28 protein-coding genes and 8 pseudogenes are annotated in these 26319 nt (G+C 35.5%); 21 read left to right on the top strand and 15 right to left on the bottom strand.

The features are described from left to right. Nucleotides 1-20 precede the first annotated feature (20 nt). The 6 genes and pseudogenes from NST16_RS04940 (at nucleotide 21) to NST16_RS04920 (ending at nucleotide 4097) form a co-directional block, all read left to right on the top strand. A pseudogene (locus tag NST16_RS04940) lies at nucleotides 21-179 on the top strand (hypothetical protein). After that, entirely contained in the window at nucleotides 143-433 is a 291-nt protein-coding gene (locus NST16_RS20795) for a CDI toxin immunity protein (RefSeq protein ID WP_445684608.1), read from the top strand. Before NST16_RS04940 ends, NST16_RS20795 begins: the two are co-directional and overlap by 37 nt. A gap of 114 nt (nucleotides 434-547) precedes the next feature. Further along, nucleotides 548-2389 carry a T7SS effector LXG polymorphic toxin gene (locus NST16_RS04935; protein ID WP_340884445.1) on the top strand — a complete coding sequence of 614 codons (1842 nt, stop codon included), beginning with the start codon at nucleotides 548-550 and terminating at the stop codon, nucleotides 2387-2389. A 21-nt stretch (nucleotides 2390-2410) separates the two neighbouring features. Further along, entirely contained in the window at nucleotides 2411-2770 is a 360-nt protein-coding gene (cdiI, locus tag NST16_RS04930; RefSeq protein WP_326333936.1) for a ribonuclease toxin immunity protein CdiI, read from the top strand. A gap of 349 nt (nucleotides 2771-3119) precedes the next feature. Next, a pseudogene (locus tag NST16_RS04925) lies at nucleotides 3120-3697 on the top strand (suppressor of fused domain protein). 109 nt (nucleotides 3698-3806) lie between these two features. Continuing rightward, nucleotides 3807-4097: a contact-dependent growth inhibition system immunity protein gene (locus tag NST16_RS04920; RefSeq protein WP_042976553.1), complete on the top strand. Its 291-nt coding sequence runs from the start codon at nucleotides 3807-3809 to the stop codon at nucleotides 4095-4097. Nucleotides 4098-4142: 45 nt separating this feature from the next. Here the strand turns inward: NST16_RS04920 and NST16_RS04915 are convergent. Both NST16_RS04915 and NST16_RS04910 read right to left on the bottom strand, forming a co-directional pair. Next, nucleotides 4143-4328: pseudogene (locus NST16_RS04915) on the bottom strand (peptidoglycan-binding domain-containing protein); the annotation flags it as partial. Between the two features lie 529 nt (nucleotides 4329-4857). Continuing rightward, on the bottom strand, nucleotides 4858-5346 hold the full coding sequence (locus NST16_RS04910) for a GNAT family N-acetyltransferase (RefSeq protein WP_445684607.1): 489 nt from the start codon (nucleotides 5344-5346) through the stop codon (nucleotides 4858-4860). Between the two features lie 170 nt (nucleotides 5347-5516). Here NST16_RS04910 and NST16_RS04905 point away from each other — a divergent pair. Further along, nucleotides 5517-6026, top strand: a pseudogene (locus NST16_RS04905) (ImmA/IrrE family metallo-endopeptidase). Nucleotides 6027-6051: 25 nt separating this feature from the next. Here NST16_RS04905 and fumC read toward each other — a convergent pair. Further along, nucleotides 6052-7440, bottom strand: coding sequence for a class II fumarate hydratase (fumC, locus tag NST16_RS04900; protein WP_326330887.1), 1389 nt, complete (start codon nucleotides 7438-7440; stop codon nucleotides 6052-6054). Nucleotides 7441-7606: 166 nt separating this feature from the next. Here fumC and NST16_RS04895 point away from each other — a divergent pair, with 166 nt between their 5' ends. Next, nucleotides 7607-8497, top strand: coding sequence for a LysR family transcriptional regulator (locus tag NST16_RS04895; RefSeq protein WP_326333940.1), 891 nt, complete (start codon nucleotides 7607-7609; stop codon nucleotides 8495-8497). Between the two features lie 676 nt (nucleotides 8498-9173). Here NST16_RS04895 and NST16_RS04890 read toward each other — a convergent pair. Together NST16_RS04890 and NST16_RS04885 are read right to left on the bottom strand one after the other, a co-directional pair. Further along, entirely contained in the window at nucleotides 9174-10133 is a 960-nt protein-coding gene (locus NST16_RS04890) for an NAD(P)H-dependent flavin oxidoreductase (RefSeq protein ID WP_010335037.1), read from the bottom strand. Between the two features lie 171 nt (nucleotides 10134-10304). Next, complete coding sequence (locus NST16_RS04885; protein ID WP_268377226.1) at nucleotides 10305-10730, bottom strand: MarR family winged helix-turn-helix transcriptional regulator; 426 nt, start codon at nucleotides 10728-10730, stop codon at nucleotides 10305-10307. Between the two features lie 711 nt (nucleotides 10731-11441). Between NST16_RS04885 and NST16_RS04880 the strand changes: the two genes are divergently transcribed. Beyond that, a complete protein-coding gene (locus NST16_RS04880; protein ID WP_340884423.1) occupies nucleotides 11442-11837 on the top strand; it encodes a VOC family protein in 396 nt (131 codons plus the stop codon). A gap of 733 nt (nucleotides 11838-12570) precedes the next feature. On the opposite strand, the gene NST16_RS04875 is transcribed toward NST16_RS04880, so the two are convergent. Beyond that, nucleotides 12571-13698 (bottom strand): response regulator aspartate phosphatase, encoded by a 1128-nt coding sequence (locus NST16_RS04875; RefSeq protein ID WP_010335040.1) that lies wholly within the window; start codon nucleotides 13696-13698, stop codon nucleotides 12571-12573. A gap of 185 nt (nucleotides 13699-13883) precedes the next feature. On the opposite strand from NST16_RS04875, the gene NST16_RS04870 reads away from it, so the two are divergent. From NST16_RS04870 to NST16_RS04860, 3 genes are all read left to right on the top strand, one after another. Next, nucleotides 13884-15470 (top strand): ribonuclease YeeF family protein, encoded by a 1587-nt coding sequence (locus NST16_RS04870; protein ID WP_340884420.1) that lies wholly within the window; start codon nucleotides 13884-13886, stop codon nucleotides 15468-15470. Between the two features lie 67 nt (nucleotides 15471-15537). Further along, nucleotides 15538-15738 (top strand): HNH endonuclease, encoded by a 201-nt coding sequence (locus NST16_RS04865; protein WP_326326536.1) that lies wholly within the window; start codon nucleotides 15538-15540, stop codon nucleotides 15736-15738. Nucleotides 15739-15749: 11 nt separating this feature from the next. Continuing rightward, entirely contained in the window at nucleotides 15750-16202 is a 453-nt protein-coding gene (locus NST16_RS04860) for an SMI1/KNR4 family protein (RefSeq protein ID WP_340884418.1), read from the top strand. Between the two features lie 144 nt (nucleotides 16203-16346). Here the strand turns inward: NST16_RS04860 and NST16_RS04855 are convergent. Next, nucleotides 16347-16564 (bottom strand): annotated as a pseudogene (locus NST16_RS04855) (hypothetical protein); the annotation flags it as partial. A gap of 59 nt (nucleotides 16565-16623) precedes the next feature. Here NST16_RS04855 and NST16_RS04850 point away from each other — a divergent pair. Then, the gene (locus NST16_RS04850; protein ID WP_340884415.1) at nucleotides 16624-16983 is read left to right on the top strand and encodes a hypothetical protein; all 360 of its coding nucleotides are present in this window, start codon (nucleotides 16624-16626) and stop codon (nucleotides 16981-16983) included. Nucleotides 16984-17050: 67 nt separating this feature from the next. Here NST16_RS04850 and NST16_RS04845 read toward each other — a convergent pair whose 3' ends face one another. Continuing rightward, nucleotides 17051-17452, bottom strand: coding sequence for a hypothetical protein (locus NST16_RS04845; protein WP_340884412.1), 402 nt, complete (start codon nucleotides 17450-17452; stop codon nucleotides 17051-17053). Between the two features lie 456 nt (nucleotides 17453-17908). Here NST16_RS04845 and NST16_RS04840 point away from each other — a divergent pair, with 456 nt between their 5' ends. The 3 genes from NST16_RS04840 to NST16_RS04830 all read left to right on the top strand — a co-directional run bounded on the left by NST16_RS04840 (nucleotide 17909) and on the right by NST16_RS04830 (nucleotide 19928). Next, nucleotides 17909-18751 (top strand): sialate O-acetylesterase, encoded by an 843-nt coding sequence (locus tag NST16_RS04840; RefSeq protein ID WP_340888274.1) that lies wholly within the window; start codon nucleotides 17909-17911, stop codon nucleotides 18749-18751. After that, a complete protein-coding gene (locus NST16_RS04835; RefSeq protein WP_003237203.1) occupies nucleotides 18748-19275 on the top strand; it encodes a PadR family transcriptional regulator in 528 nt (175 codons plus the stop codon). The genes NST16_RS04840 and NST16_RS04835 overlap by 4 nt, the downstream gene beginning before the upstream one ends. 338 nt (nucleotides 19276-19613) lie before the next feature. Continuing rightward, the gene (locus NST16_RS04830; RefSeq protein ID WP_326227301.1) at nucleotides 19614-19928 is read left to right on the top strand and encodes a hypothetical protein; all 315 of its coding nucleotides are present in this window, start codon (nucleotides 19614-19616) and stop codon (nucleotides 19926-19928) included. A gap of 94 nt (nucleotides 19929-20022) precedes the next feature. On the opposite strand, the gene ant(6) is transcribed toward NST16_RS04830, so the two are convergent. Next, nucleotides 20023-20877 (bottom strand): aminoglycoside 6-adenylyltransferase, encoded by an 855-nt coding sequence (ant(6), locus tag NST16_RS04825; protein WP_340884408.1) that lies wholly within the window; start codon nucleotides 20875-20877, stop codon nucleotides 20023-20025. A gap of 239 nt (nucleotides 20878-21116) precedes the next feature. Here ant(6) and NST16_RS04820 point away from each other — a divergent pair. After that, a pseudogene (locus NST16_RS04820) lies at nucleotides 21117-21375 on the top strand (ImmA/IrrE family metallo-endopeptidase); the annotation flags it as partial. A gap of 46 nt (nucleotides 21376-21421) precedes the next feature. On the opposite strand, the gene NST16_RS04815 reads toward NST16_RS04820, so the two are convergent. Together NST16_RS04815 and NST16_RS04810 are read right to left on the bottom strand one after the other, a co-directional pair. After that, a complete protein-coding gene (locus tag NST16_RS04815; RefSeq protein ID WP_340884405.1) occupies nucleotides 21422-21697 on the bottom strand; it encodes a barstar family protein in 276 nt (91 codons plus the stop codon). Further along, a complete protein-coding gene (locus tag NST16_RS04810; protein ID WP_445684606.1) occupies nucleotides 21663-21899 on the bottom strand; it encodes a ribonuclease domain-containing protein in 237 nt (78 codons plus the stop codon). The genes NST16_RS04815 and NST16_RS04810 overlap by 35 nt, the downstream gene beginning before the upstream one ends. A gap of 263 nt (nucleotides 21900-22162) precedes the next feature. Here NST16_RS04810 and NST16_RS04805 point away from each other — a divergent pair, with 263 nt between their 5' ends. Further along, on the top strand, nucleotides 22163-22429 hold the full coding sequence (locus NST16_RS04805) for a hypothetical protein (protein ID WP_168748304.1): 267 nt from the start codon (nucleotides 22163-22165) through the stop codon (nucleotides 22427-22429). An 11-nt stretch (nucleotides 22430-22440) separates the two neighbouring features. Here the strand turns inward: NST16_RS04805 and NST16_RS04800 are convergent. Beyond that, nucleotides 22441-22578: pseudogene (locus tag NST16_RS04800) on the bottom strand (XtrA/YqaO family protein); the annotation flags it as partial. Here NST16_RS04800 and NST16_RS04795 point away from each other — a divergent pair. After that, a pseudogene (locus tag NST16_RS04795) lies at nucleotides 22568-22660 on the top strand (ImmA/IrrE family metallo-endopeptidase); the annotation flags it as partial. The pseudogenes NST16_RS04800 and NST16_RS04795 sit on opposite strands and share 11 nt — an antisense overlap. A gap of 142 nt (nucleotides 22661-22802) precedes the next feature. Here NST16_RS04795 and NST16_RS04790 read toward each other — a convergent pair. From NST16_RS04790 to NST16_RS04780, 3 genes are read right to left on the bottom strand one after another with little or no spacing between them, the layout of a single operon-like run. After that, the gene (locus NST16_RS04790; RefSeq protein WP_326227305.1) at nucleotides 22803-23411 is read right to left on the bottom strand and encodes an ABC-2 transporter permease; all 609 of its coding nucleotides are present in this window, start codon (nucleotides 23409-23411) and stop codon (nucleotides 22803-22805) included. 1 nt (nucleotide 23412) lies between these two features. Then, nucleotides 23413-24273, bottom strand: a complete 861-nt coding sequence (locus NST16_RS04785; protein ID WP_286058278.1) for an ABC transporter ATP-binding protein — start codon at nucleotides 24271-24273, stop codon at nucleotides 23413-23415. Next, a complete protein-coding gene (locus tag NST16_RS04780) occupies nucleotides 24273-24650 on the bottom strand; it encodes a GntR family transcriptional regulator (RefSeq protein WP_010335052.1) in 378 nt (125 codons plus the stop codon). The genes NST16_RS04785 and NST16_RS04780 overlap by 1 nt, the downstream gene beginning before the upstream one ends. 797 nt (nucleotides 24651-25447) lie before the next feature. On the opposite strand from NST16_RS04780, the gene NST16_RS04775 reads away from it, so the two are divergent. Beyond that, on the top strand, nucleotides 25448-25564 hold the full coding sequence (locus NST16_RS04775; RefSeq protein ID WP_010335054.1) for a YjcZ family sporulation protein: 117 nt from the start codon (nucleotides 25448-25450) through the stop codon (nucleotides 25562-25564). Between the two features lie 170 nt (nucleotides 25565-25734). Beyond that, the gene (locus tag NST16_RS04770; RefSeq protein ID WP_024122253.1) at nucleotides 25735-25824 is read left to right on the top strand and encodes a YjcZ family sporulation protein; all 90 of its coding nucleotides are present in this window, start codon (nucleotides 25735-25737) and stop codon (nucleotides 25822-25824) included. Nucleotides 25825-26319 lie beyond the last annotated feature (495 nt).

Genomic DNA, 26319 nt, shown 5'->3' with positions numbered 1-26319 from the left:
AAGCTTTTGAGGTGAACATTTTGGACTTATTTGATGAATGCTTAGAAGCTCTAGGGAAAAACAAAGAAATCTTATCAGAAAATTAACGGCAAAATATTATGAACTGCTTTCAAACAGTTTTCCCTTTACATTTTGGGGACGAATCAAGTGGGAAGAAGTTTGTTGTCATCAATCTATAGTTTACGAGGAAGAGATTTACGATTGGCTAGCTAAACACCATTTTAAAGATAGGAACATTATTATTCTTTGGGGTTACGGAGAACAGCCAGCATTAAAAACTAGTCTTGAGCATGCATTAAACGTAATTGATGATGTAACTGCCGTTGGATCAGATACTTTTATGTTTAGTGAATCTGGCTACGTTATCGAATTTTTTCATGATGGCGATGTTACAATTGGAAAGTCCCCTTTCATTGAAAGGATTAGCAAATAGGTAAAATGACACAGATCGAATGATTCATTTCCACCCTTTGATCCACATAACAGTTAGTTTCATCATTCTTCCATGGTAATATTTTGTTATATGATTAAATGAGAGGGTATGATTATGAAAGTCTTTGAAGCTAAAACACTTATGTCTGAAGCTACAGACCGCGCCAAAGAATATAAAGAACTAAGGACGCAAATGGTCAACTTGAGAAAAGCTTTTCAAAGCGTCGCTGAACTGGACGACAGCGAATTCTCAGGTAAAGGCGCTAATAACATTAAAGCATTCTATCACGATCATGTTGGTGTCACTGATCAATGGATCGATTACATTGACATGAAAATCGCATTTTTTAACAGCATTGCTGGAGCTGTCGAGGACAAAGGTTTCTCTGATGCTTATATTGAAGAATCCTTTTTAGAACACGAACTGGCTAACGCCCATAAAAAATCAAAGTCCATCATGTCTGAACAGAAAAAAGCCATGAAAGATATCCTAAACGACATTGACGCCATCCTTCCGCTCGACTTGTTTTCAACAGAAACCTTCAAGGATGAGCTTGCGGATGCCAATGATAAACGCAAAAAAACAATTGAAAAACTAGGTGATCTTGACGAAGATTTACTGACAGAATATGCTATGTCAGAACCAAATGAACAATTCATCAAGTCAGATTTCCAAAAGCTCCAGGCGTACCGTGAGAGTGATATACATAAGAAAAAAGGCGATATCGAAAAGCGTACTGATGCTTATTTGACGATTAAGAAAGAGGAAGCTAAAGAGCGAGATATCAAAGAGCTGAAGAAGAAGCTAGCTGACGGAGTGACGGATCCGGATGAATACTTAGAAATTGCCAAGAAGGTCGGCTATGAGAATCTCACCCCTGAACAGCTCCACTATGTGGTCCAGCTTGAACAAGCAAAACAGCTGGAGGCCGTCGGTGAAAGTGTAATCAATGCTGGTAAGACAGCATTTGATATCATCGATGGTGTTAATGATGGGATTAACGATACGATTGACGATACGATATATGGCATCAAAGACTTGGTTGTAGGAGCCTGGGAATATTCACAGCTTCCTATGGAACTAAAACTTACAAAAACGATTATAACAGTCTTAAGCGTTCCCTCCTATCCAAAAATAATCTGGACAAACATCGTCGATTCATGGAATGATAAAATGATAAATGGTGATGCATACACAAGAGCACATTATATCAGTTATGCAATCGGCAATATTGTTGGTCCAAAAGGTGCAGGTGCTGCAGTGCAAACCACTACTAAGCTCTCAAAAGTGGGTAAAGTGGTTGAAGGTGGAACAGCCGCTTCTCATGTGAATAAAGGAATTACAAAAGGAAACAACCTTATTAATCCCTTTTTTAAAAACAGATATGAACCTGCACTTGTAGGAATTGCACAAGATATTGAGAATACTCATAACGTTAAAAACACACCACTGTTAAAAAGTATAATTGAAGAAGAAAAAAATAATGCTTTTCACAAAATAAATGTTACTTTTAGGCAAGGATATGATACCCATTTAGTTGAGGTAGAAGATATAGTTAGAAAGAAAAATAAAGGAATTGTCGGCGGTCACAATCTACAGAATTTTGAAAAGGCATTTATTGATAAAGGTTGGGATTTAGAGAGTTGTATAATTTCAAAAAGAGAACACCCCACAATTGATGGTATCTATGAAATTGAATATGGTTTACCTGCATTAGATAGAGAAGGAAATATCAAACCTGGAGAACTAAAAAAAGTCCGTACTCCAAAGACAGTTTATGATCCCGAGAAGATCTCAAACGAACAAATGTTGCAGTGGGGAGAAGAAGCAATGAAAAATGGAGAAGTAGTCGGGAGAAAAGTAACTGGATACGCTAAAAATGGTCTCAAGTTTGAAGGTTATATTGATGAAGCTACTGGAGAAATAACAAATTTTTTCCCTACCTTAAATGATTAAATAATTCGGAGTGAAAGTGAAATGGATAATAAAAACAAAGACTTAATCAACTATTTTTTTCAAGTTATGGGTGATGAACGTTTTTTACGCATTTTAGAGAAATTCTCCAACGGAGAGGGTTATGGAATAGAGAATGTCTGGTGTGTATTTGCTGATGACTACGAAGAGTGGGAAGAAGATTATTTTGGAGATGAGGGTATAGCTTTTTATTTCGATTACCCAGCAGTCGAGGAAGATGAAGAAGTCATATTAGATTACGAAAATTTCTATAAATATTTAAATGAAATTGTTGGTCAATATGTAAAACGACACCCAGACAATAAATTAGAAGTAGAAAAATACATGGGAACCATTAAAGAGAAGTATAATATTAAACTATAAGAAAAAGCTGAATATTTCTATGTTGTACATTGTTATGTTATTTTGAAGCCCCATGAAATTTCTAAGGGGCTTTGTTCTATTTCAAGAAGGTTCTGCTTCAGCAAATGGTAAGGGTTATAACTGGACATAATTTATTCGGGAATAAAGTCTTCAAAGAAAGGCAAGAACAGAGCCTCAGTAGCGCAAAAGTTGGTTCCTTTTGGTGTTAGCACAATCAACAAAAGCTTAACTCCAGGTCAGGTTTTCAAGTTAACGAATCCTAAACTAACAGCAAAAATCCAGAGCTTTATCAACCTGAACTACCTTTGTCCTAAAGGAGTATACTTTGGTGATTAGGAGAGATTGTCTAATGGGCGTTACACAAGAAAATAAAGTAATTGCTAGAACAGTTTTAGGAGCTTTTGGAGGTAAACCGAAAGTGACGAAATATTGGGATGATAACGAGAATAGCAGCATAGATATTTTATCGGTTAGTGACCAACCTCAGGAAGGTATCACGTCATATGCAACTCTAGGCTTGTCGGATCATTCTATTAATTATGAGGTGAATGGCACTCCGTTACGGATAGAAATCGTAGCTGCAATGGAGTCAGCTTCAGACATATATGCTAATGTTTTATCACCATATGCCTTTAATATAATCAACTCAATTTCTCTTGTGCATCAGGTGTTATTTTTAAAGATGTGATTAGTATGTATGATCAGGAAACCGATATGAAACATATTATGTTCGTTCCCCCATTTCTGTGGGAGGAAGATTTAGAGCTACTTGAATTTAACAACAAGAGTGTTACCTGGCTAATGGCTTTACCTATTTCAGAAGGAGAGTTACAAGTAGCTGAGAAACACGGTCCAGATTATTTACAAGATCTTTTGGAATCAAAGCAGACTGATATTTTTGATATAAAGAGAGAATCTGTTGCTTAAATAACATTCATTCAAAATTGATGTTTTATTTAATAAAGAAGAGTACTTTACAAGTCCCTCTTAATGGGGGCTTATTCCAACCAACCATATAAAAAAGAGAGGAAGTACCATGGATGAAAGTTATGATTTCTTAGACGAATTAGAAAATTTTTTAGGTGGAACATTTCATCAAGATATCCAATCGCCTGAACACGCATTAGACGAATTTATTGAGGAAATTAGTAAAGAAGGTTTGCTATTTACAGTAAAGTATTGCGAAGAGTTTCTAAATAGCAATCTAACTAAAGAAGAAAAGGAAGACATTATAAAGTGTAATGCAGAAATATATTTCCCGACAATTGGATTACCGCCTATAGAATGGTTGAAAAGTGTAATAGAACAACTAAAAGAAGCTATTTAAAAGAAACACTGAAAGGCCCCCATTTTATATGAGGGCCTTTTTATATTACTTCAATTTCGCTTCAATTTTCGCCTTAGTTTTCGGACCGTAAATGCCGTCAGTTTTTAATCCGTACATAGACTGAAACCGTTCGACTGCATTTGCTGTTTTCGGTCCATACACACCGTCAATACCGTTATTCTTCGCACCTTTGTCCGGGTAGAAATAAAGAGCAGCAAGTGATTTTTGAATCCCTTACAAACCCTTACGTGGCAAGGGTTTTAGTTGTTTTTCTCATTTATATTTTCATTTATGTTTCTTTTACATTTTCATATATAAAATGAAGTGGCCTGATTACATAAGGAGCGTTTATTGTGAAGAGAACCATTGAATTTTTTTAAGTTTGACAGGGAGCCTACTGGGTGTTGTAGCATCTATTCTAGCTCTAGGTATCGCTTATTTAGATTTATTTTTTCATTTGATCAGATACTTTGATATGACAAGCGACCTTCTTGTTGGAGCATGGGGGTCTTTGATCTCTTCATGTATTGGGTTTACTGCTTCAATTTTTGTCTTATTCAAACCAAAGTTGAGCAGTATTCTACTTTTTGTCTCAGGGATTGGAGGACTTATATGTGTTGATTGGTTCTACTTAATACCAGCAATACTTATGATCATTCCTGGAATCATGGTGTTCATTAGAAAAGATAAAATAAATTCAAGAAGAGCCTTCTAAGAGACTCTTCTTTTTATAACTTTATGAAGCTTCAATTGACTTCGTTTATATTTGCCTTTTATACCTTAAAGAGATATAACCATCTGTATTCTCCTCATATTGTAACGTGAAACCTTTTGCTTCATAAAAAGGTATCCCTTTTTGATTTCCTTTCTGTACAGAAATCCATTGTTCAGTAGCATGAAATTCTTTTTGCTGTTTGGTTATCGCATCGAGCAATAGACTGCCAATTCCCTCATTCCTCCTGTCGGGACTTAAATATAAAACATATATTTCTCCGGATGTATCACTAATCATTCCACCCGCTCCTGCTCCAATAACTGTGTCATTTTCCAAAGCAACAAAATAACCGCCCCATCCTTTGGTTGAACTCGACACTTCTTTTAATATTCTATCTGGATTATAAAACTCTCTTATAATCGATTCTAAGTAATCTTTTGGATAGATATCTCGATATGTTGCCCAATTGGCATCCGAGCAAACTTTTGAAATCCCTTGCACATGGGTTAAATTCGCCTTGCAAATATGTATCATCATAAGCCCTCCTTACAAGTACTAAATACAATCTTGTTCATAAACATTCCTTTTTCCTTGTGAAGTCAATTCTATTTAGATGCATTTTCCTATGAAAAAAAGTCTTAGATTCCCCTATAATATTCAACGAATTCAATTTTTTGATTGTCGTCTTTAAGGAGGTTTTCATCTTGAGGTATACAAACAGTCATTTAGAGGATGGATTGAAAACTTATACAGGAAGATTGATATTACAGAGCCTGAACAAATTAATTTTGAACGGATTGCCGAGGCTTTAGATATCAGGCTTTAAACCTGTTACAAGCTTCGCGCTTAAACTCAGTGGAATTTATAATATATGCTTGGACAGCCGAAAAAGCCGAGTTGAACAATGGTATGATTTCGCTCATGAATTTTGCCATATATATAGACATGAAGGCGATAAAAAAACAATGCCTGCAACTTGGACTGATTATTTAGAGTGGCAGTCCAATTATTTTACATATCACTTTTGCATTCCAACTTTCATGTTGCGTAATATTAATCTTTCGTACATACAATCACATGCAATTGAAAATGTGGCTTGGCTATTTAGTTTGAACATATATTACAGGAAGCTGACCCAACATTTATTTAATCAATCAGTGACGGAAAATCTGTGCACCCCCCTTTTGAATAAGGAAAAACTAGTTATTGGTTAATAACTAGTTTTTTTCTTAAAACGTTTTAAATGTTTGGTTTCACCATATCTTCTGGCTTAACCATTTCATCAAATTGTTCTTCCGTTAATAGTTCGAGTTGGACAGCAGCCTCTTTTAACGTTAAGCCTTCTTTATGAGCAAACTTAGCAATTTTCGCAGCTTTTTCATATCCGATATAAGGATTCAATGCTGTGACAAGCATCAAAGATCCGGAAAGATTTTCTTTAATGGTTTTCGTATTAGGTTCAATACCAACCGCGCAATGATCATGAAAGGATTTTATTCCATCACTCAGTAACTGCACGGATTGTAGGAAGTTATAGATAATAACCGGTTTAAATACATTTAGTTCAAAGTTGCCCTGACTTGAAGCAAAACCAATAGTTGCGTCATTCCCCATAATTTGAGCCGCAATCATGGTTAGGGCTTCACATTGAGTAGGGTTGACTTTGCCGGGCATAATGGAGCTGCCAGGCTCATTTTCCGGGATTGAAATTTCCCCGATACCACAGCGAGGACCGCTTGCAAGCCATCTAACATCGTTCGCAATTTTCATTAAGTCAGCAGCTAATGCCTTCATAGCACCATGTACATACGTTATTTCATCATGACTGGTTAAGGCATGAAACTTATTCGGTGAACTTTTAAACTGTTGGCCTGTAAACTTCGAGATTTCCTCTGAGACAACTTCTCCAAACTGTGGATGTGCATTAATGCCTGTCCCTACTGCCGTACCCCCGATAGCAAGTTCACGCATTTTTTCAGTTGCTTCCAATATCATTTCTTTCGAGCGATCAATCATATACACCCAACCGCTAATTTCTTGTCCAAGGGTTAAAGGTGTAGCATCTTGAAGATGTGTACGACCTATTTTTACAATGTCATTGAATTTTTTTGCTTTTTCGTCTAATGTGTTCCGAAGTTGATCAAGTGCAGGAACTAATTGTTCATAGATGGCTAATACACCTGCAACATGCATCGCTGTTGGGAAAGTGTCATTCGAACTTTGACTGCGGTTGACATCATCATTTGGATGTATGGTTTGTATAGAGCCTTTCTCTTTTAATAAAGCTGTTGCAAGGTTTGCTATCACTTCGTTAACATTCATATTGCTTTGTGTACCGCTTCCCGTCTGCCAAACAACGAGTGGAAAATTGTCATCATATTTGCCTTCAAGAATTTCATCACAAACTGCGGTAATAACCTCTGTTTTTTCACTATCCAAATTCCCTAAACGATTATTAGCAATAGCTGTACTGCGCTTCAATATAGCAAAAGCCTTAACAATACTTTTTGGCATTTTTTCAGAACCTATTTTGAAGTTCTCTTTACTCCGTTGTGTTTGCGCTCCCCAAAACTTATCAGCAGGCACCTTTATTTCTCCAAAAGTATCTTTTTCAATTCGATAGTTCATTACAATAATCCTCCTTCTGAATACACAATTAGTTTAAAATTCATATAAAAATTCATATATTTTTTCGATAAATTGATCATAACACTAATAAATTATGATGTATAATGCATAATAAATATGATTTTAATTCTTTTATGTAATGATTTATAAAAAGGTGGATGTTTTAATGGAATGGGAACAATTAGAGTACTTTCAAACTCTTGCTCGTATACAGCATGTAACTAAAGCTGCTGAAACGTTATCAATAACACAGCCAGCACTTTCTCGGTCTATTGTTAGATTAGAAAATTACTTAGGGGTTCCGCTTTTTGATAGACAAGGCCGGTCCATTACATTAAATAAATATGGGGAAAGATTCCTCAAGAGGGTCGATTCCATCATGAAAGAATTTACAGAAGGAAGGGAAGAAATTCAATCCCTTTTACAACCAGATCAAGGTGAAGTGTCTTTAGGCTTTTTACACACACTGGGTACAACCATCGTTCCAAATTTAATTGGAGCATTTAAAGATCAATACCCAAATGTTCATTTCCAACTAAACCAGTCTCACTCTAATCAGCTTTTAGATAAACTAAAATCAGGTGAACTAGATCTCTGCCTGCTTGCTTCTTTTCCAGTCGAATCAAATATAATGTGGAAACCCTTATGGAAGGAGGAGCTCTTTTTATTTTTGCCCAAACATCATGTGTTAGCTACTCGTCAGGAGATTACCTTAAACGACATTGCTCATGAGCCTTTTGTTTTAATGAAAGAAGGTTTTGCTCTTCGAGTAACCATAGATCATATATTTGAACAGGTTAATATTACCCCAAACATTGTATTTGAAGGCGAAGAAGCTGCTACAATCGCAGGTTTTGTTGCAGCAGGTCTGGGCGTTTCAATTCTTCCTGATTTTAAAGGCTTAGACCAAACAAATATCGCAAAGGTTCACATTAGTTGGCCAAGGTTCGAGCGCACAGTTGGTATTTCCTGGATTGAAGGGAAGTATCTATCACCTGTCGCTGAAAACTTCAAGCAATATATCATCAATCAGTTTCCTCAAATAGATTCGATATAGTATAAGTTACTGTTGTTGAGGCCAAGTCATGGTGCTCCTAGATGGATTTAATAGCTCTAAAAACAAACAAAGAAGATACCAAAATGGCTTTTTGGTATCTCTTTATTAATTCGTTACCTTCCATAAAGTGGAATTATATTGTCAGTTACAGAAGCTTTCAAGCATCTGAAGTTATCCAATACATACTCATTGCATCATTTTATATCTATTTTGGGCACAAAATGGGCACGATTTTTTCCTTCCTTTAGTCCCTAACTTGATCTCCAACTATTATGAAACCAATATTTGAAGCTCTGTTTGTATTTACAAAGTGAGTAAATATTTAAGATGCTATTTAATCCATACTGCCAATGAAAAGTTCAGTCATTGCAGGTTATTTACTTATTTGTTTTCACCCACCATTAAGATTTAGCCAGACGTTCAAGCAGCATCATCCCGTAGGTAATGCTATGTAATAACTGATTATCCTAATGAGGAGATTTTCCGGGAGTATGAAAAAACCGATAGTTTAAAAACCATGAATTTTATATAACCAGTAGGCCCTCAACATAGTAAATCCATATCGTGAGCAAAAAACACCCTCTAGTGTTTGAACTCGCCAAATAGTCCTAGTTATAAGTAAATGTTTCAACTATTGAAAAGTGAATTACACTAAATATTCCGAAGGCCCTAATATTTAATTAAAGTCTTGCATTAACGTATCAACCACTTCTTTTACAGTTCTGATTTCTTTAATTGGCGTAATTCCAGTACCTATAGAAATATAGCCATCGTCTGTATTGCCTTCTAGCATGCCGATACGCATTCCAATTGATCCACGCATCATTTTTGCTATTTCTTCACGACTAACACCTTGTTTATCCATTTCTACTAGTTTATTCGCAAATTTAGTAGGTAAAGAACGATAGTATGCTGGTAAAGTACGGAACATTAGTAAATCTTCTGCTGTAGCATCTACAATCATTTGTTTCACGTTTTCTGCTGCTGGATTTTCTTTTGTTGGAATAAAGACACTACCAGCAAACACACCTTCAGCGCCTAAAGCAAATGCAGCACGCACTCCTCTAACATCTCCAATACCACCAGCTGCCATTACAGGGGTATTTATAGCATCTACAATCATTGGAACAATCGAAAATGTTCCAATAACTCGTTCAGGAACCGTACCACCTTCATCAAATCCAGTCGCTACATAAACATCTATTCCAAATTCTTCTGCAGCTTTTGCATTTTCAATAGTAGGAGTAAGTGGTCTATATACAATTTTAATATCGTTTTCTTTTAATGGTTTAAAGATTCTTTCATCCAGTATATCGTTCACAAGAACCACAGGAACTTTCTCGTCAATAATCGTTTCTAAAATTGGCCATGTGTAAGCTAAATCACGATTTACGATTACAGGTACTCCAAATGGCTTATTCGTTAATGATTTTGTTTTTTGTATTTCAGTTCTCATTCTTTCCGCACTTATTTCGGGTGAACGAGTTATCTCAACCTGACCGGCATTTGGACCTAGAAATCCTAATCCACCAGCATTGCTTACCGCCGCAACAAATTCGGCATTAGTAACCCAAGACATCGGGCCCTGTATAATCGGCTTTTCTATATTTAATATTTTGCATATTCTATTATTCATTATTGAATCCTCCTGCTCAGATTATTTTCAACCTTCAGTTGATTTAAAGAAATACTTAGTTTGCTAAATAATTTCAGTTTGGCTTACTTATTAGTACAATATTTTGGGTAGAGTATCTTCCAGGTTACTGAATATTTGTTTAGGGTGCTAAATATATATTTGAGAGAAAACTTAGGATAAGTTTTTCTCCATACGCTTTATTAAATCCCTTAATATTAAGCGTTCTTCGGCTGAAATTGACTGTAGTAATTTTTCTTGATGTTCATTCCATTTAATTCTAACAGGTTCTTCTAAATCTTTGCCTTTGTCCGTTAGATAAATTCGCATAACCCTTGCATCTTCTTTATCACGTTTACGGTATATGAAACCATTCTGCTCTAGCGATTTAACCATATTTGTTACTGTAGGCGGTTCGCATTTTAAATGTTCACATAGCTGCATTTGTGTTATTCCATCACCCAACCACAAACGCGAGAGTAAATTATCTTGGCCGACATAAAGATTGAGTTCTCTAAGGCTTTCACTATAATTCCGACGCATTTGGGAAGAAACTTTATCCAAGGACATACGAATATCACAGTCCACACTAACCTTCAAAGATGAACCTCCTCTGCCGAAAAATATTTAGCGGGCTAAATATATCATGGTTGTGTTTTAGTTGTCAACGTTTCTACATTGATTGCTCTTCTTCAGCTAACCTGCTCCGTTTGTGACATAAGAACGGTATATCTTTCTTTTAGAATTAAAACAATGCGATTGTTGAACAAAAAATATAAGGAGTGAAACATATTATTCATATATAACATATTTCACTCCTTATTTTATATGACTTTTTACAATTTAGGTCTTGATAAACAAAGAAACGAATAATGATAAGGCAAAAATTAAAAGATTTCAATATGGTTTTGTACCTTCATTAAATCGAGTCCCTCAACATAGTAAATCCATATCATTGGTTATGGAAGCTTATTTTCATTACATTCCTTATATTCATTTGCTCTCATACCCATACGTTTATATGAATTATGGTTAAAAAATGGTGAGCACAAACACTAAACGTCCGTACTACCCTTTTATGACAGCGGCAGGAATTTTCTACTTGCCGTCGAAAGTAATTGTCGAAAAGTAATCTAGGAGGATAGGGGGGTTCTTAAGGGACTCAAATATTCTGATGATGGAAACCAATTTAATGGAGCAACTCCACATGTTAAAAAGATTACAAAAAAGTTTTTTCCTTTTCCGATTTCATTAAGTCGTATTCGTTGTATTCGTAGAAAGACAATTAAAAATGGAAAGGTTGTTGAAATCATGGGAGCACAATTAAACTCTTATCTAATGTCAGAGGACGCAAGAAGCCAGGCGGATTTTTACTTAGAATCACTCGGTGGAGAAATTGTATCACTTAAAACATTCGGTGAGGTACCAGAAACTCCAGAAGATATGAAGGAGAAAGTTATGCATCTGTCTTTGAAGATAGCTGGAAACAATATTCTGATGCTTTCTGATTCCTTTGAACAAGTGGTCGGTAATCGTAGCATCAGTCTTGCTTTAACCTATGATAATGAGAGCGAAGCAAGAGAGGCATATACCAAGCTTGGTGAGGGTGGAGAAAACAAATATCCCTTTGCTTTGCAGCCATGGGGCGCACACTATGGAGAAGTGATAGATAAATTTGGTGTTACATGGATGATTACTAAACCGTAAACTATGCAAAATGAATCAGGATTTTATTGAAGCGTTAAAAGAACCATGGCAAAGAAACTCTCTACAAATTTATGTAAGACGTCCATAAGGATATAACGGATGACCATGAATGTATTCAGTATAAGAAGCCCCATTTTTCGAATAACAAAAATATGCTGCTGTCATCACGACATCGACAAATGCTGTTCGCTTTACAACTGGAACTCCCTGAAGACATATTCGATGGTCTATCAGAAAGAAAAACACTGAAGCTCCGTGAAGGGGATTCGTTTAATTCCGGGCAGCTAGTGTTATTGGTCAGCCATGCCTCAAAATTACTTTAAATGTATTTCATTGAGTTAGAAAGATAAGATATTCAACAATCGGGCGTTATTCTTTTATAAGATGGCGTCTTTTTGCATGATTGGGATCCTGAAACCACTTAATTCCCATCTGAGAGATTTCCTGGAGAACCAAAAAGTTATTGCGTGCCCTATTGCTTTTTCTCTCCCCAAAAGTAAGGTTATGCCTCAAGGATTTAAAGGGGGGACTAATTATATCGCATTTGATTCCATTGTTTCTGTTAATATCAAATAAAAAAACCTCCATTTATGAAGGAGGTTTAGGGTAGTATTATCAAGTTTGAAAACGATCAGAGGCAATATGAAATGTGTTTTGAGTTTGATTTTCTGTTAAAGATCCGAAACCACACACTAAAACAAGTGACAAACCCAGGATTAGGCATACCTTCTTTTTAAAAATCATACAGGCATTCTCCCCTTTGAATTTGTGTTTGAGTCTCAAGCATTTTCTGATGATATACATAGGATGTTTCAAATTCTTTTGAGTTTGCGTAAGCAGCTGCGGTCTCACAGGCAATGTCTTCAATATATGAATAGTTTTTATTCCTTTCTAAGTATTCTATGGTTTTATTAACACCTTGTTGATCCACTGCATCGACATAAAGAGCATTTAAATATCCCTGTAATTTTGCGAAAAGTTCATCACCTTGATAAAGAGCTGCTGACAAACCTTTCTTACTTACTTGGATAGCCTCATTCATTTTTCCTTGTTTAAAAAGGATTTTTGCATAAGAAAATAAAGAATGTGGCAAGTTTGTGAGTTTTTCTTTTTCTGTAATCTCCACTGATTGCTTTATGTATACTTCCGCCTGCTCGTAATCACCACTGTCAGCAAAATTAGTGCCTAAATTATATAGTGCAGAACTAATCAACCTTTTGTTATTCAATTCCCTAGATAACGCTAATGCCTTTTCAAGATGCGGCTGACTTTTTTCGTAATGTTTAAAATCAGTATAATTCCCTGAGATAACAAACATACATTGAACTTTTCGCACCTTATAAAGTTCATATTGATTATAAATATCCAATGCTTGTTTAACGTGATGCATAGACACATGACTTTGCTTCATACCATAATATGCTTCAGCTAACTTAAAATGAAACTCTGCCCTTTCGATCTCATCAGGGACATGTATAAGCTGCTTTTCAGCTTCTCTATAATAGTAGATAGCTTTCATGTATTGCTTCTTATCAAACTCGTACATCCCTCTGAAAAACAGAGAATAATACGACAACAGGCCAGATATGCCTTTATTTGAAGTCTCAATTTTTTCAAGAAGTTCGTCAATAGTTGGTCTTATACGTGTTGTTACGGGTTCCAAATAATCTAACATGAGCTGATGACGGAATTTCATTAGGGAGAAGTAAATGAGTAAATACTCATCTTCCTCCATCCGTTGGATTTCTTGCTCCACCTCTGCCTTTAAAATCTCTGCATCCGGGACACTAAATTGACGTATCATTTTATACCATTCATTGATCTTTACGCCAACTTCTGACGATGATAAAACCGGATTCACAGGACCCCTCCTTTTATGTCTTTTTATGTAATATTCTAACATTTCCAAAAAGTGTTTAGACCGCAAAAAAACCGCAAACTTTTTATTCGGTATCTTTGATATGGTCAATCAAGATAATTTTAAGTCCGCTTCTTCTTTCTTCCATGGTAATATTTTGTTATACAATTAAATGAGAGGGTATGATTATGAAAGTCTTTGAAGCTAAAACCCTTATGTCTGAAGCTACAGACCGCGCCAAAGAATATAAAGATTTAAGGACGCTAATGGTCAACTTGAGAAAAGCTTTACAAAGCGTCGCTGAACTGGATGACAGCGAATTCTCTGGTAAAGGCGCTAATAACATTAAAGCATTCTATCACGATCATGTTGGTGTCACTGATCAATGGATCGACTACATTGACATGAAAATCGCATTCTTTAACAGCATGGCTGGCGCTGTCGAGGACAAAGGTCTCTCTGATGCTTATATTGAAGAATCTTTTCTAGAACATGAGCTGGCTAACGCTCATAAAAAATCAAAGTCGATTATGTCTGAACAGAAAAAAGCCATGAAAGATATCCTAAACGACATTGACGACATCCTCCCGCTCGACCTGTTTTCAACAGAAACCTTCAAGAATGAGCTTGCGGATGCCAATGACAAACGCAAAAAAACAATTGAAAAACTAGGTGACCTTGACGAAGATTTACTGACAGAATATGGTCTCTCAGAACCAAATGAACAATTCATCAAGTCAGATTTCCAAAAGCTCCAAGAAGCAACGGGCAAAGGCAAAAACGCTACACCCATTCACTACAACGCTAAGGCATATCGTGAGAGTGATATACATAAGAAAAAAGGTGATATTGAGAAGCGTACAGAGGCTTATTTGACGATTAAAAAGAAAGAAGAAAAAGAACGCGAGATAAAAGACTTAAAGAAAAAGCTTGCGAATGGTATCTCAGATCCAGATGAGTATTTAGAAATTGCGAAGAAGATCGGGTATGAGAACCTTGAACCTGCACAGTTACAGTATGTGGTACAGCTTGAACAAGCAAAACAGCTGGAGGCCGTCGGTGAAAGTGTCATCAATGTCGGTAAGACAGCATTTGATATCATCGATGGTGTTAATGATGGGATTAACGATACGATTGACGATACGATATATGGCATCAAAGACTTGGTTGTAGGAGCCTGGGAATATTCACAGCTTCCTATGGAATTAAAACTTACAAAAACAATTACAACAGTCTTAAGCGTTCCCTCTTATCCAAAAATAATCTGGACAAACATCGCCGATTCATGGAATGATAAAATGATAAATGGCGATGCATACACAAGAGCACATTATATCAGTTATGCGGTCGGTAATATCGTTGGTCCAAAAGGTGCGGGTGCCGCAGTGCAAACCACTACCAAGCTTTCTAAAGTAGGTAAAGTGGTTGAAGGTGGAGCAGCAACTTCTCATGTGAATAAAGGAATTACAAAAGGAACCAACCTGACTAATCCCTTTTTTAAAAACAGATATGAACCTGCACTTGTAGGAATTGTAGAAGATATTGAGAATACTCATAATGTAAAGAATACGTCTATATTAAAAAAAGCAATACAATCCAAACATGATCAATTTGTTAAAGCTGCACCATACACGTACGAAAACAGTGCGGGTAAACCAACGACTGTTAACTTAAGAATGGGTCACTTGAAAAATGATGTCCACCCAGTAACAAAAGTTCCCTATGATAAAGATGGATTTCCAATATTTCGAATCAAAGCATACACTCACACTTGATAAAGACGACTTTTAAAAAAGTAGAGACCAGCATTTTGACAAATTAAATAAAAAATTATATAAGCAGATTGAAGAAGACCCATCATTGATTAAAAAGCTTGATTTGAACGAAGATGATTTACTTGATCTTCAAGATGGAATAACACCAGAGAAATACACATGGCACCACCATCAAACTCCTGGAAAAATGGAGCTAGTGGACCGAGTAATTCATGCTAAAACAGGTCACACTGGCGGATATAAAATTTGGGGGAAAGATGAGAAATAGGAGGTTAACCAATGCAAAGTATTAAATGGAGGAAACGAAGCACCTTTCAAGAGGCGACAAACAGTCAGATCAAAGAGGTAGAAGAGAAATTAAAAATCAAGTTCCCGACAGATTACAAAGAATTCATTAAAGACCATAATGGATGTTCCCCTATAGATAAAAAAGTTGTTTTATTCCAAGATTCTCGAGAATCAATCAACAATTTACTGAGCATAGGAGATCCTACTCGGCCAATTGATCTCCTTAGTACAATTGATAATGTTAAAGACCGGTTAGTTGATAAGATCATACCTTTTGCTACAGATGCAGGGGGAAACCTCTTTTGTTTTGATTACAGAATGTCTCCTCAAAAACCCGTAATTGTTTTTTGGGATCATGAGATCGCTTATGAAGATAAGGAAAGTTCCATTAGCTATGTTTGTGATTCATTTACAGAGTTGATTAATAAACTATACGAGGGATAAACGGATAAAGCCTTTCCCTTCTTTTTGAGTAGAGAGTATCAAAAGATGGAAAGCCCTTCTCGTTATGAGAGGGCTTTAAATCGGTGTAAAAATGAAAGGATAATAAATATAAAGAATTAATTAATTATTTCTTTAAGGTTATGGAAGAGAGACCTCTTCACCATTTTTAAGTTTATCAGTGTACTTGCTTGTTAACTTTCTTAATCCATGACATTGTTTTTCACTTAAATCATAGGCCGAAATTTGATCAAATAAGCAAAACCGATTATAATCAGCTGCTAATTGTTGAACTAATTTCAGTTGAAATACCTATTTTTGGACTTTTCCTCTAAGTTGTCAAGCCTTTCTTCTATTGTTACCAATTCAATTCACATAAATTAAAGAGCTAAGAAAGTAAATACTTACATTAGGAGCGTTTATTGTGAAGAGAACCATTGAGTTTTTTTTAAGTTTGACAGGGAGCCTATTCGGTGTTGTAGCATCCATCCTAGCTTTAGGTATCGCTTACCTTGATTTATTTTTTCATTTGATCAGATACTTTGAAATGACAAGCGACCTCCTTGTAGGGGCATGGGGATCTTTGATCTTTTCATGCGTTGGGTTTACCGCTTCAATTGTTGTCTTATTCAAACCAAGGTTGAGCAGTGTTTTACTTTTTATCTCAGGGATTGGAGGACTTATCTGTATTGATTGGTTCTACTTAATACCAGCAGTACTTATGATCATTTCTGGAATCATGGTATTTGTAAGGAAAGAAAAAACCGCTCCTAAGTCAGTTTAAATCTGAACACAAAAGAACCGCGACTTGCGGTTCTTTTAATTCCTATTTTAAATAAACTGCTTCATTATTATTGGACAATACCAAAATCAAAATCAATATCTTTCTTGTCTAAATCCCCCTTAAAATTTTTAGCATAGGTCATGGTTAAATGTACACTTTTATCTATCCACCAAGTTCCATCATCAGTGTTCGTATCCCAAGTAACATCTATATTTCTGCCCAAACTCTCAAAAAACGCCAAACCCCCAACAGCTACTGTTTTTCCGTTGATCTTGTAATATATTAGAACAATTTTCTTGTCAAATATACCTGTCCCGTGCTTTACGATTGTTACACTATAAGGCTTATTAGGACATTGCTCTTCAAGTATAACTTCAGGATTTAAAAATAAAACATAACAAATGAATAGAATTGGTACAATCATTAACCTTTTTAAAAATTTTTTATTGATATTTAACCCCTTCAACATAGCCCTCCCTTTTTAACAATCCATTTCATTTGGGGTATACCCCCATCATTGAACGTATTTCCTATGAAAAATGATTTTGAACCTCATAGAAACCCTTACATGACAGGGTTTTTGTTGTTTTTTCATTGTTTATCAAGACCTAAATCAAAAAAAGCCATAAAAAATAAGGAGTAATACATATTATACATAACCAATATGTATCACTCCTTTAGTTCTTGTTCAATAATCGTGCCCGATTGTGGAAGAACGTTATTGAACTAAAGCCCCCGATAGTTGGATAAGAAAAAGCAAAAGAACTTGCTATTTCTCAAATACATCCACCAAATTTTCAATGTTAGTTTGTTTTTCATACACACTAATAATAAAAGTAAAACCTTATTAAAACTTTACAAGACAAACTGAATTGGCTATAGTCTAATTAGACTAAAATATTGATGTAAAGAAGTGAAAAATGAGATGATAAAGTCTTTTTTAATGTTGGGGCAGTCGAATATGGCGGGCCGTGGATTTTTGAATGAAGTAGACCCTATCTATAATGAAAAAATAAAAATGCTGCGCAATGGACAGTGGCAGATGATGACAGAGCCGATTAATTACGACCGTCCGGTTTCCGGCGTTGGCCTGGCGGCATCTTTTGCAGATGCATGGTCGAAAGCTCATCCCGATGAAGAAATTGGCTTGATCCCTTGTGCGGAAGGTGGCAGTTCATTGAATGACTGGCATCCGGAAGGCGTCCTTTTTCAGCATGCTTTGTCCGAAGCCCGCTTCGCCCTGCGGTCCAGTCAAATTTGTGGAATCCTTTGGCACCAAGGTGAGAGTGACAGTTATCGTTCGCTACATGAAACGTATTACGAGAAATTAACTTTTATCATCGAGACGCTAAGAAACGAGTTGAAACTTGATGAGGTACCGTTAATTATTGGAGGGCTTGGTGACTTTCTTGGGAAGACCGGTTTTGGGCAGCACGCGACTGAGTTTCGACAGGTTAATGAACAATTACTGCGTTTTGCTAATGAACAACAGAATTGTTATTTTGTTACTGCAGCAGGTTTGACTGCGAATCCTGATGGCATTCATTTAGACGCAGTTTCACAACGCAAATTCGGTTACCGCTATTTCGAGGCTTTTTCGAAAAAGCACCATATCCTGAAACCCATTTCGGGAGAGGAGCAATCACTAAAAGTGAATGGTGACTATTCTAAAACAGAACAGATTTACCTTCATAGTATGGATTTGGCTTCGGGTAAAATCACGTACGCGGAATTTGAGGCGCGGATGGTGGAGGTGATGAAACCATAATTCCCTTACTTATCCTTGGCTTGCTTATCCAAAATCCCGGAGCTCACGGCTATGAACTTCTGGCCTTAATGGAAAAACGTCATTACAAATACATTGTTAACTTCACGAAAGGTTCATTTTATTACAATCTGCAGCAGCTTGAAGAAAAGTGTTTTATTGAACAGATTCAGCAGAAACCCTCAACCAGTGGGCGTGAAATCCGTAACTTTAAAGTCACAGAATCGGGAAGGGCAGAATTCGAGAAATTAATGATCAAATACGGCACCAAATCGGAATATGTGAACCTGCAATTTTATGGGGCGTTACTCTTTGCCGATGAATTCGACAAAAATAAATTACTGGATCTGATTCAATCACAAATCGACCAGACTAAAACTCGAATCGAGCTCCTTGATGAATACCTGTCCATCACTCAAGAAATTCCCGGCACAATCAATTACTTTCGCCGTATGAACGAAAATTCCCGTTCACATCACTTGGTTAATTTAGAGTGGTTCGAAAAATTGAAAGCAGAAATAGAGTGAACGATTGCATAATAAAAAAATGCAATGTTAAATGTAGTTACCTAAATATAAAACCTGTGTCGTAGATATCTAGTAACATCATTGATACAGGTTTTATACTCCTTCTTTAATTAAACCAGTAATAGGATTGTCAACACTTGCCCCCAACAAGAGCAAGTGAATCTGCTGCGTGTTCTTCTTTTTCAATCCTTCGTATTAATAACCACGATTTACACCGTTATCTTTCTCATTTATGTTTCTTATATATTCTAATATATAAAAATGAAGTTGCTGATTACATAAGGAGCGTTTATTGTGAAGAGAACCATTGAGTTTTTTTAAGTTTGATAGGGAGCCTTTTGGGTGGTGTAGCATCTATTCTAGCTTTAGGTATCGCCTACCTTGATTTATTTTTTCATTTGATCAGATACTTTGAAATGACAAGCGACCTCCTTGTTGGTGCATGGGTATCTTTGATCTTTTCATGCGTTGGGTTTACCGCTTCAATTGTTGTCTTATTCAAACCAAAGTTGAGCAGTGTTTTACTTTTTATCTCAGGAGTTGGAGGACTTATATGTATTGATTGGTTTTACTTAATACCAGCTATACTTATGATCATCCCTGGAATCATGGTATTTGTAAGGAAAGGAAAAATGAAGACTGAAACAATTTAGAGAAGAGTATTATGATAGACTCTTCTTTTTTCATTAGTTTAATTTCTTCTTTGTACACAAGAAAACCTCCCGCTAAGGAGGCGGGTTTATGCATTCATTTTAATGAGTTATAAATACTTTCCGTATACTTCGTGATAACTTTTTCATAATCTGGATACTTATATCTAAGACTTTTTGATACAACTTTTGAATATTTGCCAAATAATTCATAGCAAGTAAATAACGACTTCCACATTTCTTGATACCCATTCATAGAATATGTAGACATTAGCTCTTCCCATTCTTTATTTGAAAGGTAACGGTTAATAAATTTATAGTTCTTCCCCATACTAAATGTATACCCTTGCTGGGATGCAATATGCCATGCCAACATTCTCAATAAATTAGGACGTACAATCTCATTTAAATGGTCAATTGCAAAAAGTATTTCTTTTCTTGCTAATCCTTTTACTACGTATGTCGAAACCATCCAGAACTCATTACAGCAATCATCAAATTCCCTTGCAGAAGGCTCTTTAATCCAATATTGACGATCATTTGGGATTACTTTATTTTTGATGAAATTATCCTTATCAAGCAAGACCTCAACCAAACCATCGTTCTTAGCAAAATAATCTTCTACTTCACTGATTGGAATAAGGGTTAGATCTAATTTGTTACCATCCTCAAAAAGAATGATGTATGAAAACCAGTTACCTAATTCGGGAGGAAAAAGTTCCATATCTTCGGGTTTTTGCATCATAATCCGAGTACCAAAGAATTCAAGCCACCGATCATTTTCTTTAAAAGATTCCATATCAGTTACAAAATAAGAAATGTCATAGTCTTGGAAGTTGTTGGGGAGAATATTTCTGTTTGTACGTGATCCTTCCAAAGTTACCAATCGGATTCTTTCATCATTCAAAGCAAAGTCTAAAAAAATGTCCATCATTATCTGTTCACTCCGCATTGCATGTATTCCTCCGTTTCAACTTTTTCTTTTTGCAGCCTAAATACCTCTAACTCTAAAACCGAATATGGCTCTAATTATGAAACAAACACTTTTCATTATCGATTATTGTCATTAATTACTTAGCAGCTCTTCAAGAAACTCTTAGATGCATTTCCCCGTGAAAAAAGTCTTAGTTTTCCCTATAATATTTCACGAATCCAATTTTTAGATTGTCGTCTTTAAGGAGGTTTTTCATCTTGATGTATACAAACAGTCATTTAGAGGTTTGGATTGAAAACTTATACAGGAAGATTGATATGACAGAGCCTGAACGAATTAATTTTGAACGGATTTCCGAGTCTTTAGATATCAGGCTCTCATTTAAACCTGTTACAAGCTTCGCGCTAAAATACAGTAGAATTTATAATATATGCTTGTACAACCGAAAAAGCCGAGTTGAACAATGCTATGATTTCGCGCGATTTTTCCATATATAGACATGAAGGCGATAAAAAACAATGCCAGCAACTCTTTTCAAATTCACAAAATCAAAAAAGAAAGTCTACTCTATTATTATTTTAAACTCATCCTCTAATTCCTCTTGAGCCTCGTGTAAAACTTCTAATGTATCATCAGCGTATGAACCTAAAAACTTTTTACTAAACTCAAAATATCTCCAAACTAAAGTTTGCGGCAACTCTATCCACCCTGTAAGGCAATCCCATAAAGCATCTAAATTTTCCCCATAGTAGTCTGGTAAGTCTAATTTATCTTTTAATGCATTATGTAACCCTTCTTTATTTTCAAAATCTTTTCCATCTACAATTATTTTTTTCATTAAAAACTATGTCCTCCATTATTATATTTTTAACTAACGTTTTAGAATGATCTGTTGTTTTATATATTAATCCATCATTCGAATAGAGTAATCTGACATTCCCTCTGTAACCTGTGATATAGTTTATATCAGCTTCACGCAACACTGTATTTTTAGCTTCAGGAAGACGTTTTTCTCTGTTTTTGTAAATATCTCCCCCGATACTTTTCCCCGGTGCTACTTTTGATAAATTTACCTTTTTTGCTTTCCTAATTTTCTTGCTTCTCCTTTATTTATGTAATTTTCCGGCACCGGCCATTGATCGCCATCTCATCCATACTGAGCAACACCCCGATTTTACATTAGAGTTGCTGAACCATAGAGTACTCCCCAACTGTTGAACCTCTTTCACCATCCAGTGATAGCTGTTGACTAGATTTTCCGTTATTCTTTAAGAACTAATACATTTTTTGCAGGGAGCTAGCCATGATTGAAAAATACACAACTGAAGTTTCTTTAGACTTTTTTAATGGTGATGAAACAGATTTAAAGGATACAATTGAGGAGATTAGACTTTTTGCAAAGACATATGAGAACGATAAAGTAACCGTGCTAAGTGTTACTGAAAACGAATCTTCAAAGGGAAAAAACTATAAAGTTCTTTTACAGCACGAAAGAGATACAGATAATCCAGGACGTAAATATGAATATGATGAAGAAAAACTATTCGGTTTTTTTGAAGATGAAGAATAGTTATTCCCCCGTTAGCGCATACAAAGAACCCACATTTTAGTGGGTTTTTTCAAATCTATCTGATGATTAATCCGCGCAAAGCTGCCCTTTACAGTTTGGTTCACTGTTCTGCCATGCTCAGGAGCTTCTAAGACATGCGCAGTACCCCGTTTGAACATATATTACAGGAAGCTGACCCAGCATTTATTTAATCAATCAGTGAGAGAAAATCTATGCTCCCCCCTTTTGTAATTAATAATGAAATCCTCATCATGCATCTACGCGAAATGAAAAAACATTGATTTAAGATACCGTTCCTTTTGCAACATATGAGAATAGGGATGGTTAAACCAATCAGTAAAAAACTCTTTCTGTAGAATTCTACACCCTTCCTTTAAAATACTTTATTTTTATAAATACGTATCGATAGAAGCCAAGAACAAACATATAAAATCATAACCGAAAACAGAATTAAGAAATAAATATTAAGATTTTGTAATGATAATAATATTCGAACACATTCTCTGATTATATCATTCAAATTTCGGAACAAGGTATTAACTAATACCATATAAATACCAAGTAAGATAAGTGAGCCTTTGAACAAATATTGGCTGTTAAACTGATAACTAAATGGAAAGATAAATGAAGCAGATACCATCACAAGGCATACGATAAACATTAGATCTATCCATGTTGTTAGTTCTCTATGAATGATCAAGTTCCCTATGAAAATTGTAAAAACTATAATCAAAGTAAAAATAAGTACCCCAATGTACTTTGAACTAACAATTTCCCTTCGTGTATAAGGCAATGAATTCAGCAGAGTATTTATTCGGGCTTTTTCATCCATTGAAAAAGCGTTCATTATTATGACAATACTAAATAAAAAACCTGACCAGATATATGATATATTTAACGTTAAATAAACAAATAAAGCAGGCAGTAATATCATAAGAGATTTCTTTTGTAAAATGATATCTTTTCTTATTAAGTGAAACACCTTACTTAGCCCCTTTCTTTGTATAGAACATCAGCTCTTCAATCGTTGGTTTTTCGATCAAAACTAAGTCACCAAACACATCTTCTATACGTGCTTTATTGGCTGCTAATGCCTCAAAACCAGCATTAGATTTCCGAATGGAGATGAACTCCTGTTCTGTATCTCGGTCTAATAGCTCCATGCCTCCTTTTACAATGGCGTACTCTTCTTGAATTTGATACGATTTCTTTGTGAAAATATGCTCGCCATTATGAATAAAAGTAATATAATCTGCAATACGGTCTAAATCTGTTGTTATATGAGTAGAAAAGAAGATCGTTTTCTTTCCATCTTGCATTATATTATGTAGTATATCTAGAAACTCCCTGCGAAATATTGGGTCTAACCCCGATGTAGGTTCATCCATAATAATTAACTCTGCATGATGTGATAAGGCTATTGATAAAGAAGCTTTCATCATCATTCCTTTAGAAAATAATTTAATCTTTTTATTTAACGGCAGTTCAAATTTTTCAACATAGTAATTAAATAGGCTATCATCCCAATTCATATAGCAGGGCCTTATCATCTTCTTCATTTCCGCAAATGTTAAGTGTGAGTAGAACATATTTTCATCAAAGACAAAGCCAATCCGTCGCTTAATCTCTTTTTCATGTTTTTTATGATCTAGCCCAAATATTGATATTGACCCGCTATCTGGTTGCAATAAGTTCATCATAAGTTTAATCGTTGTAGATTTTCCAACACCATTACCACCAATAAACCCAGTTATAAATCCTTTTTTAACTGTCATTGAAATATCTTTTAGTTGAAAATCACCAAATGATTTATACACATGTTTTAATTCAATAACATTTTCCACTATTCTTCCTCCCTATATAATAGTGTAAGTATGTCCTTTAATTCTGTAAGTGAGATGCCAATTTCTTTACTGTTTTGAATTGCCGTCAACAATTGCTCTTCAATTACCTTCATTTTTCTCTCTTTCATCATCTCACTGTCCTGCTCCGATACAAAAGAACCTTTCCCAACAACCGAATATATGAATCCGTTCTTCTCCAGTTCCTCATAGGCACGTTTTGTTGTAATAACACTTATATCCAAATCCTTCGCTAACTGTCGCATTGAAGGTAAGGATTGCCCTGCTTGTAATTCATTGGTCAAAATATGTTTTTTAATTTGAGTATAAATTTGCTCATAAATAGGTTCTTTTGAATGATTGGAAATGATAATTTGCATATAAAACCCCGCTATCATATTGTATATATACTTTATATACAATATACCCAAATTAATATCAGATTACAACTCTTTTTTAATCCAATCCTTCGAGTTTATCCTTTGGTTAAGTGTAGGGCTATAATGCTTCATCACTTGTAAGGTGCAGGAATCATTGCCAAGACAACGAGAGATAGTTTAGAAGGTTTATTTCTTCACAATTTATAATTAAATTGCTAATTATGCATACACTCCAAATCAGAAAGAATCACTTATTACATAAGAATTAGGATAAAATTTTTAATAATGTGCAACATTAATGTAGTTTCCATGAGCAAAAGTTTTCTTTAAGGAGTGTAATAGCCTGAGATATACAAACAAAAATAAGCCCCCTACCTAGAACATAATATCCAAGTAGAGGTGCATATAAAAATGAGCAGGTATATAATTGTGTGCCGACGTATTTTCTCCTGGTTATTTCAAGAGAGACTCAATTTCCGATTTCGTTTTCGTTCCATAAATGCCGTCTATATCGGTATTGTTCGCTCCTTTATCTTGTTTGCTGCTTGGGCTTAATGGTCTTTTTTCTTGGCCGCACTTGTTTGGCTTGAGCCTGATTTCCCGCCCGGCGCCTTCCATTCTGCTTCTATGGCAGCCTTAACTCTGGCAAGATCCGATGTGGACAATACTTGCCTAATAATGATCTCTATTTCAATTTAGACTAAAGTATCATTTTAAATTTCATTTCAACTAGCATCCCTTTCAAAGGAACTCGACCCGCATATCATGTACTATCCTTTTTTACTGGAGGTGGACATATGGGATACTCAAATGGTTGTGGTAGCTCCTTCGCATTAATCGTGGTGCTATTCATCTTACTAATTATTGTTGGAGCAGCTTTCTTCGGAGGCTATCCAGAAGGCGTTCCTATTTAACCGATATGCAGGAGTACCACCCTGTTCTGTTTGACGCCATAAGAAACTTTTATGGCGTTTAAATTTGTTTTTTAGACAAAAAATTCATTTCTTCTTATTTAGACGTAAATCTATGTCGAAAACTATCGTTTGGCATATCTTATACTATCCTCACTAAAGGAGGTGGCAATATGTCTAATGGTTACGGTAGTTCCTTCGCGTTAATCGTGGTGTTATTCATCTTGTTAATCATTGTCGGAGCAGCTTTCTTTAGATATTAAGTTAAATCTAGACTAACTCCTCCGTAGCAGCACTCCCTGTTCGGCTAAACGCCATAAGAAATCTTTATGGCGTTTTGTAATGTGATTACCTCACCTTATGCTGACAAAGTTTCTGTACCAGGGAAATATAAATTACAAATCTTCATCTTTCTGAAACTCTATGAGCTTTTTTAAAACGTCCACAGTTTTACCTTACATCATTCATATTGATCCAGAGCCCTTTTATACGCTCAGCTGAAGTTATATAGTGTAGCAATATAAAACAAAAAAAGTTACAAAGATCAATAATTCAATAAATAATCTTGTTTACGGCTATTACAGTTTGACCGCTTCGACTAGGATCATTGCCTGCAAATATGGCCCAGATAATAAATCACTACAATTGGTCAAACTAAAGTTAAAGAATACACTAAGCACCCCTCCCTGTGAAAATCTTAGAAGTACATTAATTTGACTCAGTTCTTTCAACTCCTCTGTATTAAAAAGCTCCCCGCA

The sequence above is a fragment of the Bacillus sp. FSL K6-1005 genome, assembly GCF_038000225.1.
In the GTDB taxonomy this organism is placed as follows: domain Bacteria; phylum Bacillota; class Bacilli; order Bacillales; family Bacillaceae; genus Bacillus; species Bacillus mojavensis.
Note: the sequence above shows the minus strand (reverse complement) of the source record. Positions and strands in the feature narration are given on the sequence as shown.

Coding starts and splice junctions, on each gene's coding strand:
- NST16_RS04935 (WP_340884445.1), top strand. CDS start 548: ATGAAAGTCTTTGAAGCTAAAACACTTATGTCTGAAGCTACAGACCGC.
- cdiI (WP_326333936.1), top strand. CDS start 2,411: ATGGATAATAAAAACAAAGACTTAATCAACTATTTTTTTCAAGTTATG.
- NST16_RS04920 (WP_042976553.1), top strand. CDS start 3,807: ATGGATGAAAGTTATGATTTCTTAGACGAATTAGAAAATTTTTTAGGT.
- NST16_RS04910 (WP_445684607.1), bottom strand. CDS start 5,346: ATGATACATATTTGCAAGGCGAATTTAACCCATGTGCAAGGGATTTCA.
- fumC (WP_326330887.1), bottom strand. CDS start 7,440: ATGAACTATCGAATTGAAAAAGATACTTTTGGAGAAATAAAGGTGCCT.
- NST16_RS04895 (WP_326333940.1), top strand. CDS start 7,607: ATGGAATGGGAACAATTAGAGTACTTTCAAACTCTTGCTCGTATACAG.
- NST16_RS04890 (WP_010335037.1), bottom strand. CDS start 10,133: ATGAATAATAGAATATGCAAAATATTAAATATAGAAAAGCCGATTATA.
- NST16_RS04880 (WP_340884423.1), top strand. CDS start 11,442: ATGGGAGCACAATTAAACTCTTATCTAATGTCAGAGGACGCAAGAAGC.
- NST16_RS04870 (WP_340884420.1), top strand. CDS start 13,884: ATGAAAGTCTTTGAAGCTAAAACCCTTATGTCTGAAGCTACAGACCGC.
- NST16_RS04860 (WP_340884418.1), top strand. CDS start 15,750: ATGCAAAGTATTAAATGGAGGAAACGAAGCACCTTTCAAGAGGCGACA.
- NST16_RS04845 (WP_340884412.1), bottom strand. CDS start 17,452: ATGTTGAAGGGGTTAAATATCAATAAAAAATTTTTAAAAAGGTTAATG.
- NST16_RS04840 (WP_340888274.1), top strand. CDS start 17,909: ATGATAAAGTCTTTTTTAATGTTGGGGCAGTCGAATATGGCGGGCCGT.
- NST16_RS04815 (WP_340884405.1), bottom strand. CDS start 21,697: ATGAAAAAAATAATTGTAGATGGAAAAGATTTTGAAAATAAAGAAGGG.
- NST16_RS04805 (WP_168748304.1), top strand. CDS start 22,163: ATGATTGAAAAATACACAACTGAAGTTTCTTTAGACTTTTTTAATGGT.
- NST16_RS04780 (WP_010335052.1), bottom strand. CDS start 24,650: ATGCAAATTATCATTTCCAATCATTCAAAAGAACCTATTTATGAGCAA.
- NST16_RS04775 (WP_010335054.1), top strand. CDS start 25,448: ATGGGATACTCAAATGGTTGTGGTAGCTCCTTCGCATTAATCGTGGTG.
- NST16_RS04770 (WP_024122253.1), top strand. CDS start 25,735: ATGTCTAATGGTTACGGTAGTTCCTTCGCGTTAATCGTGGTGTTATTC.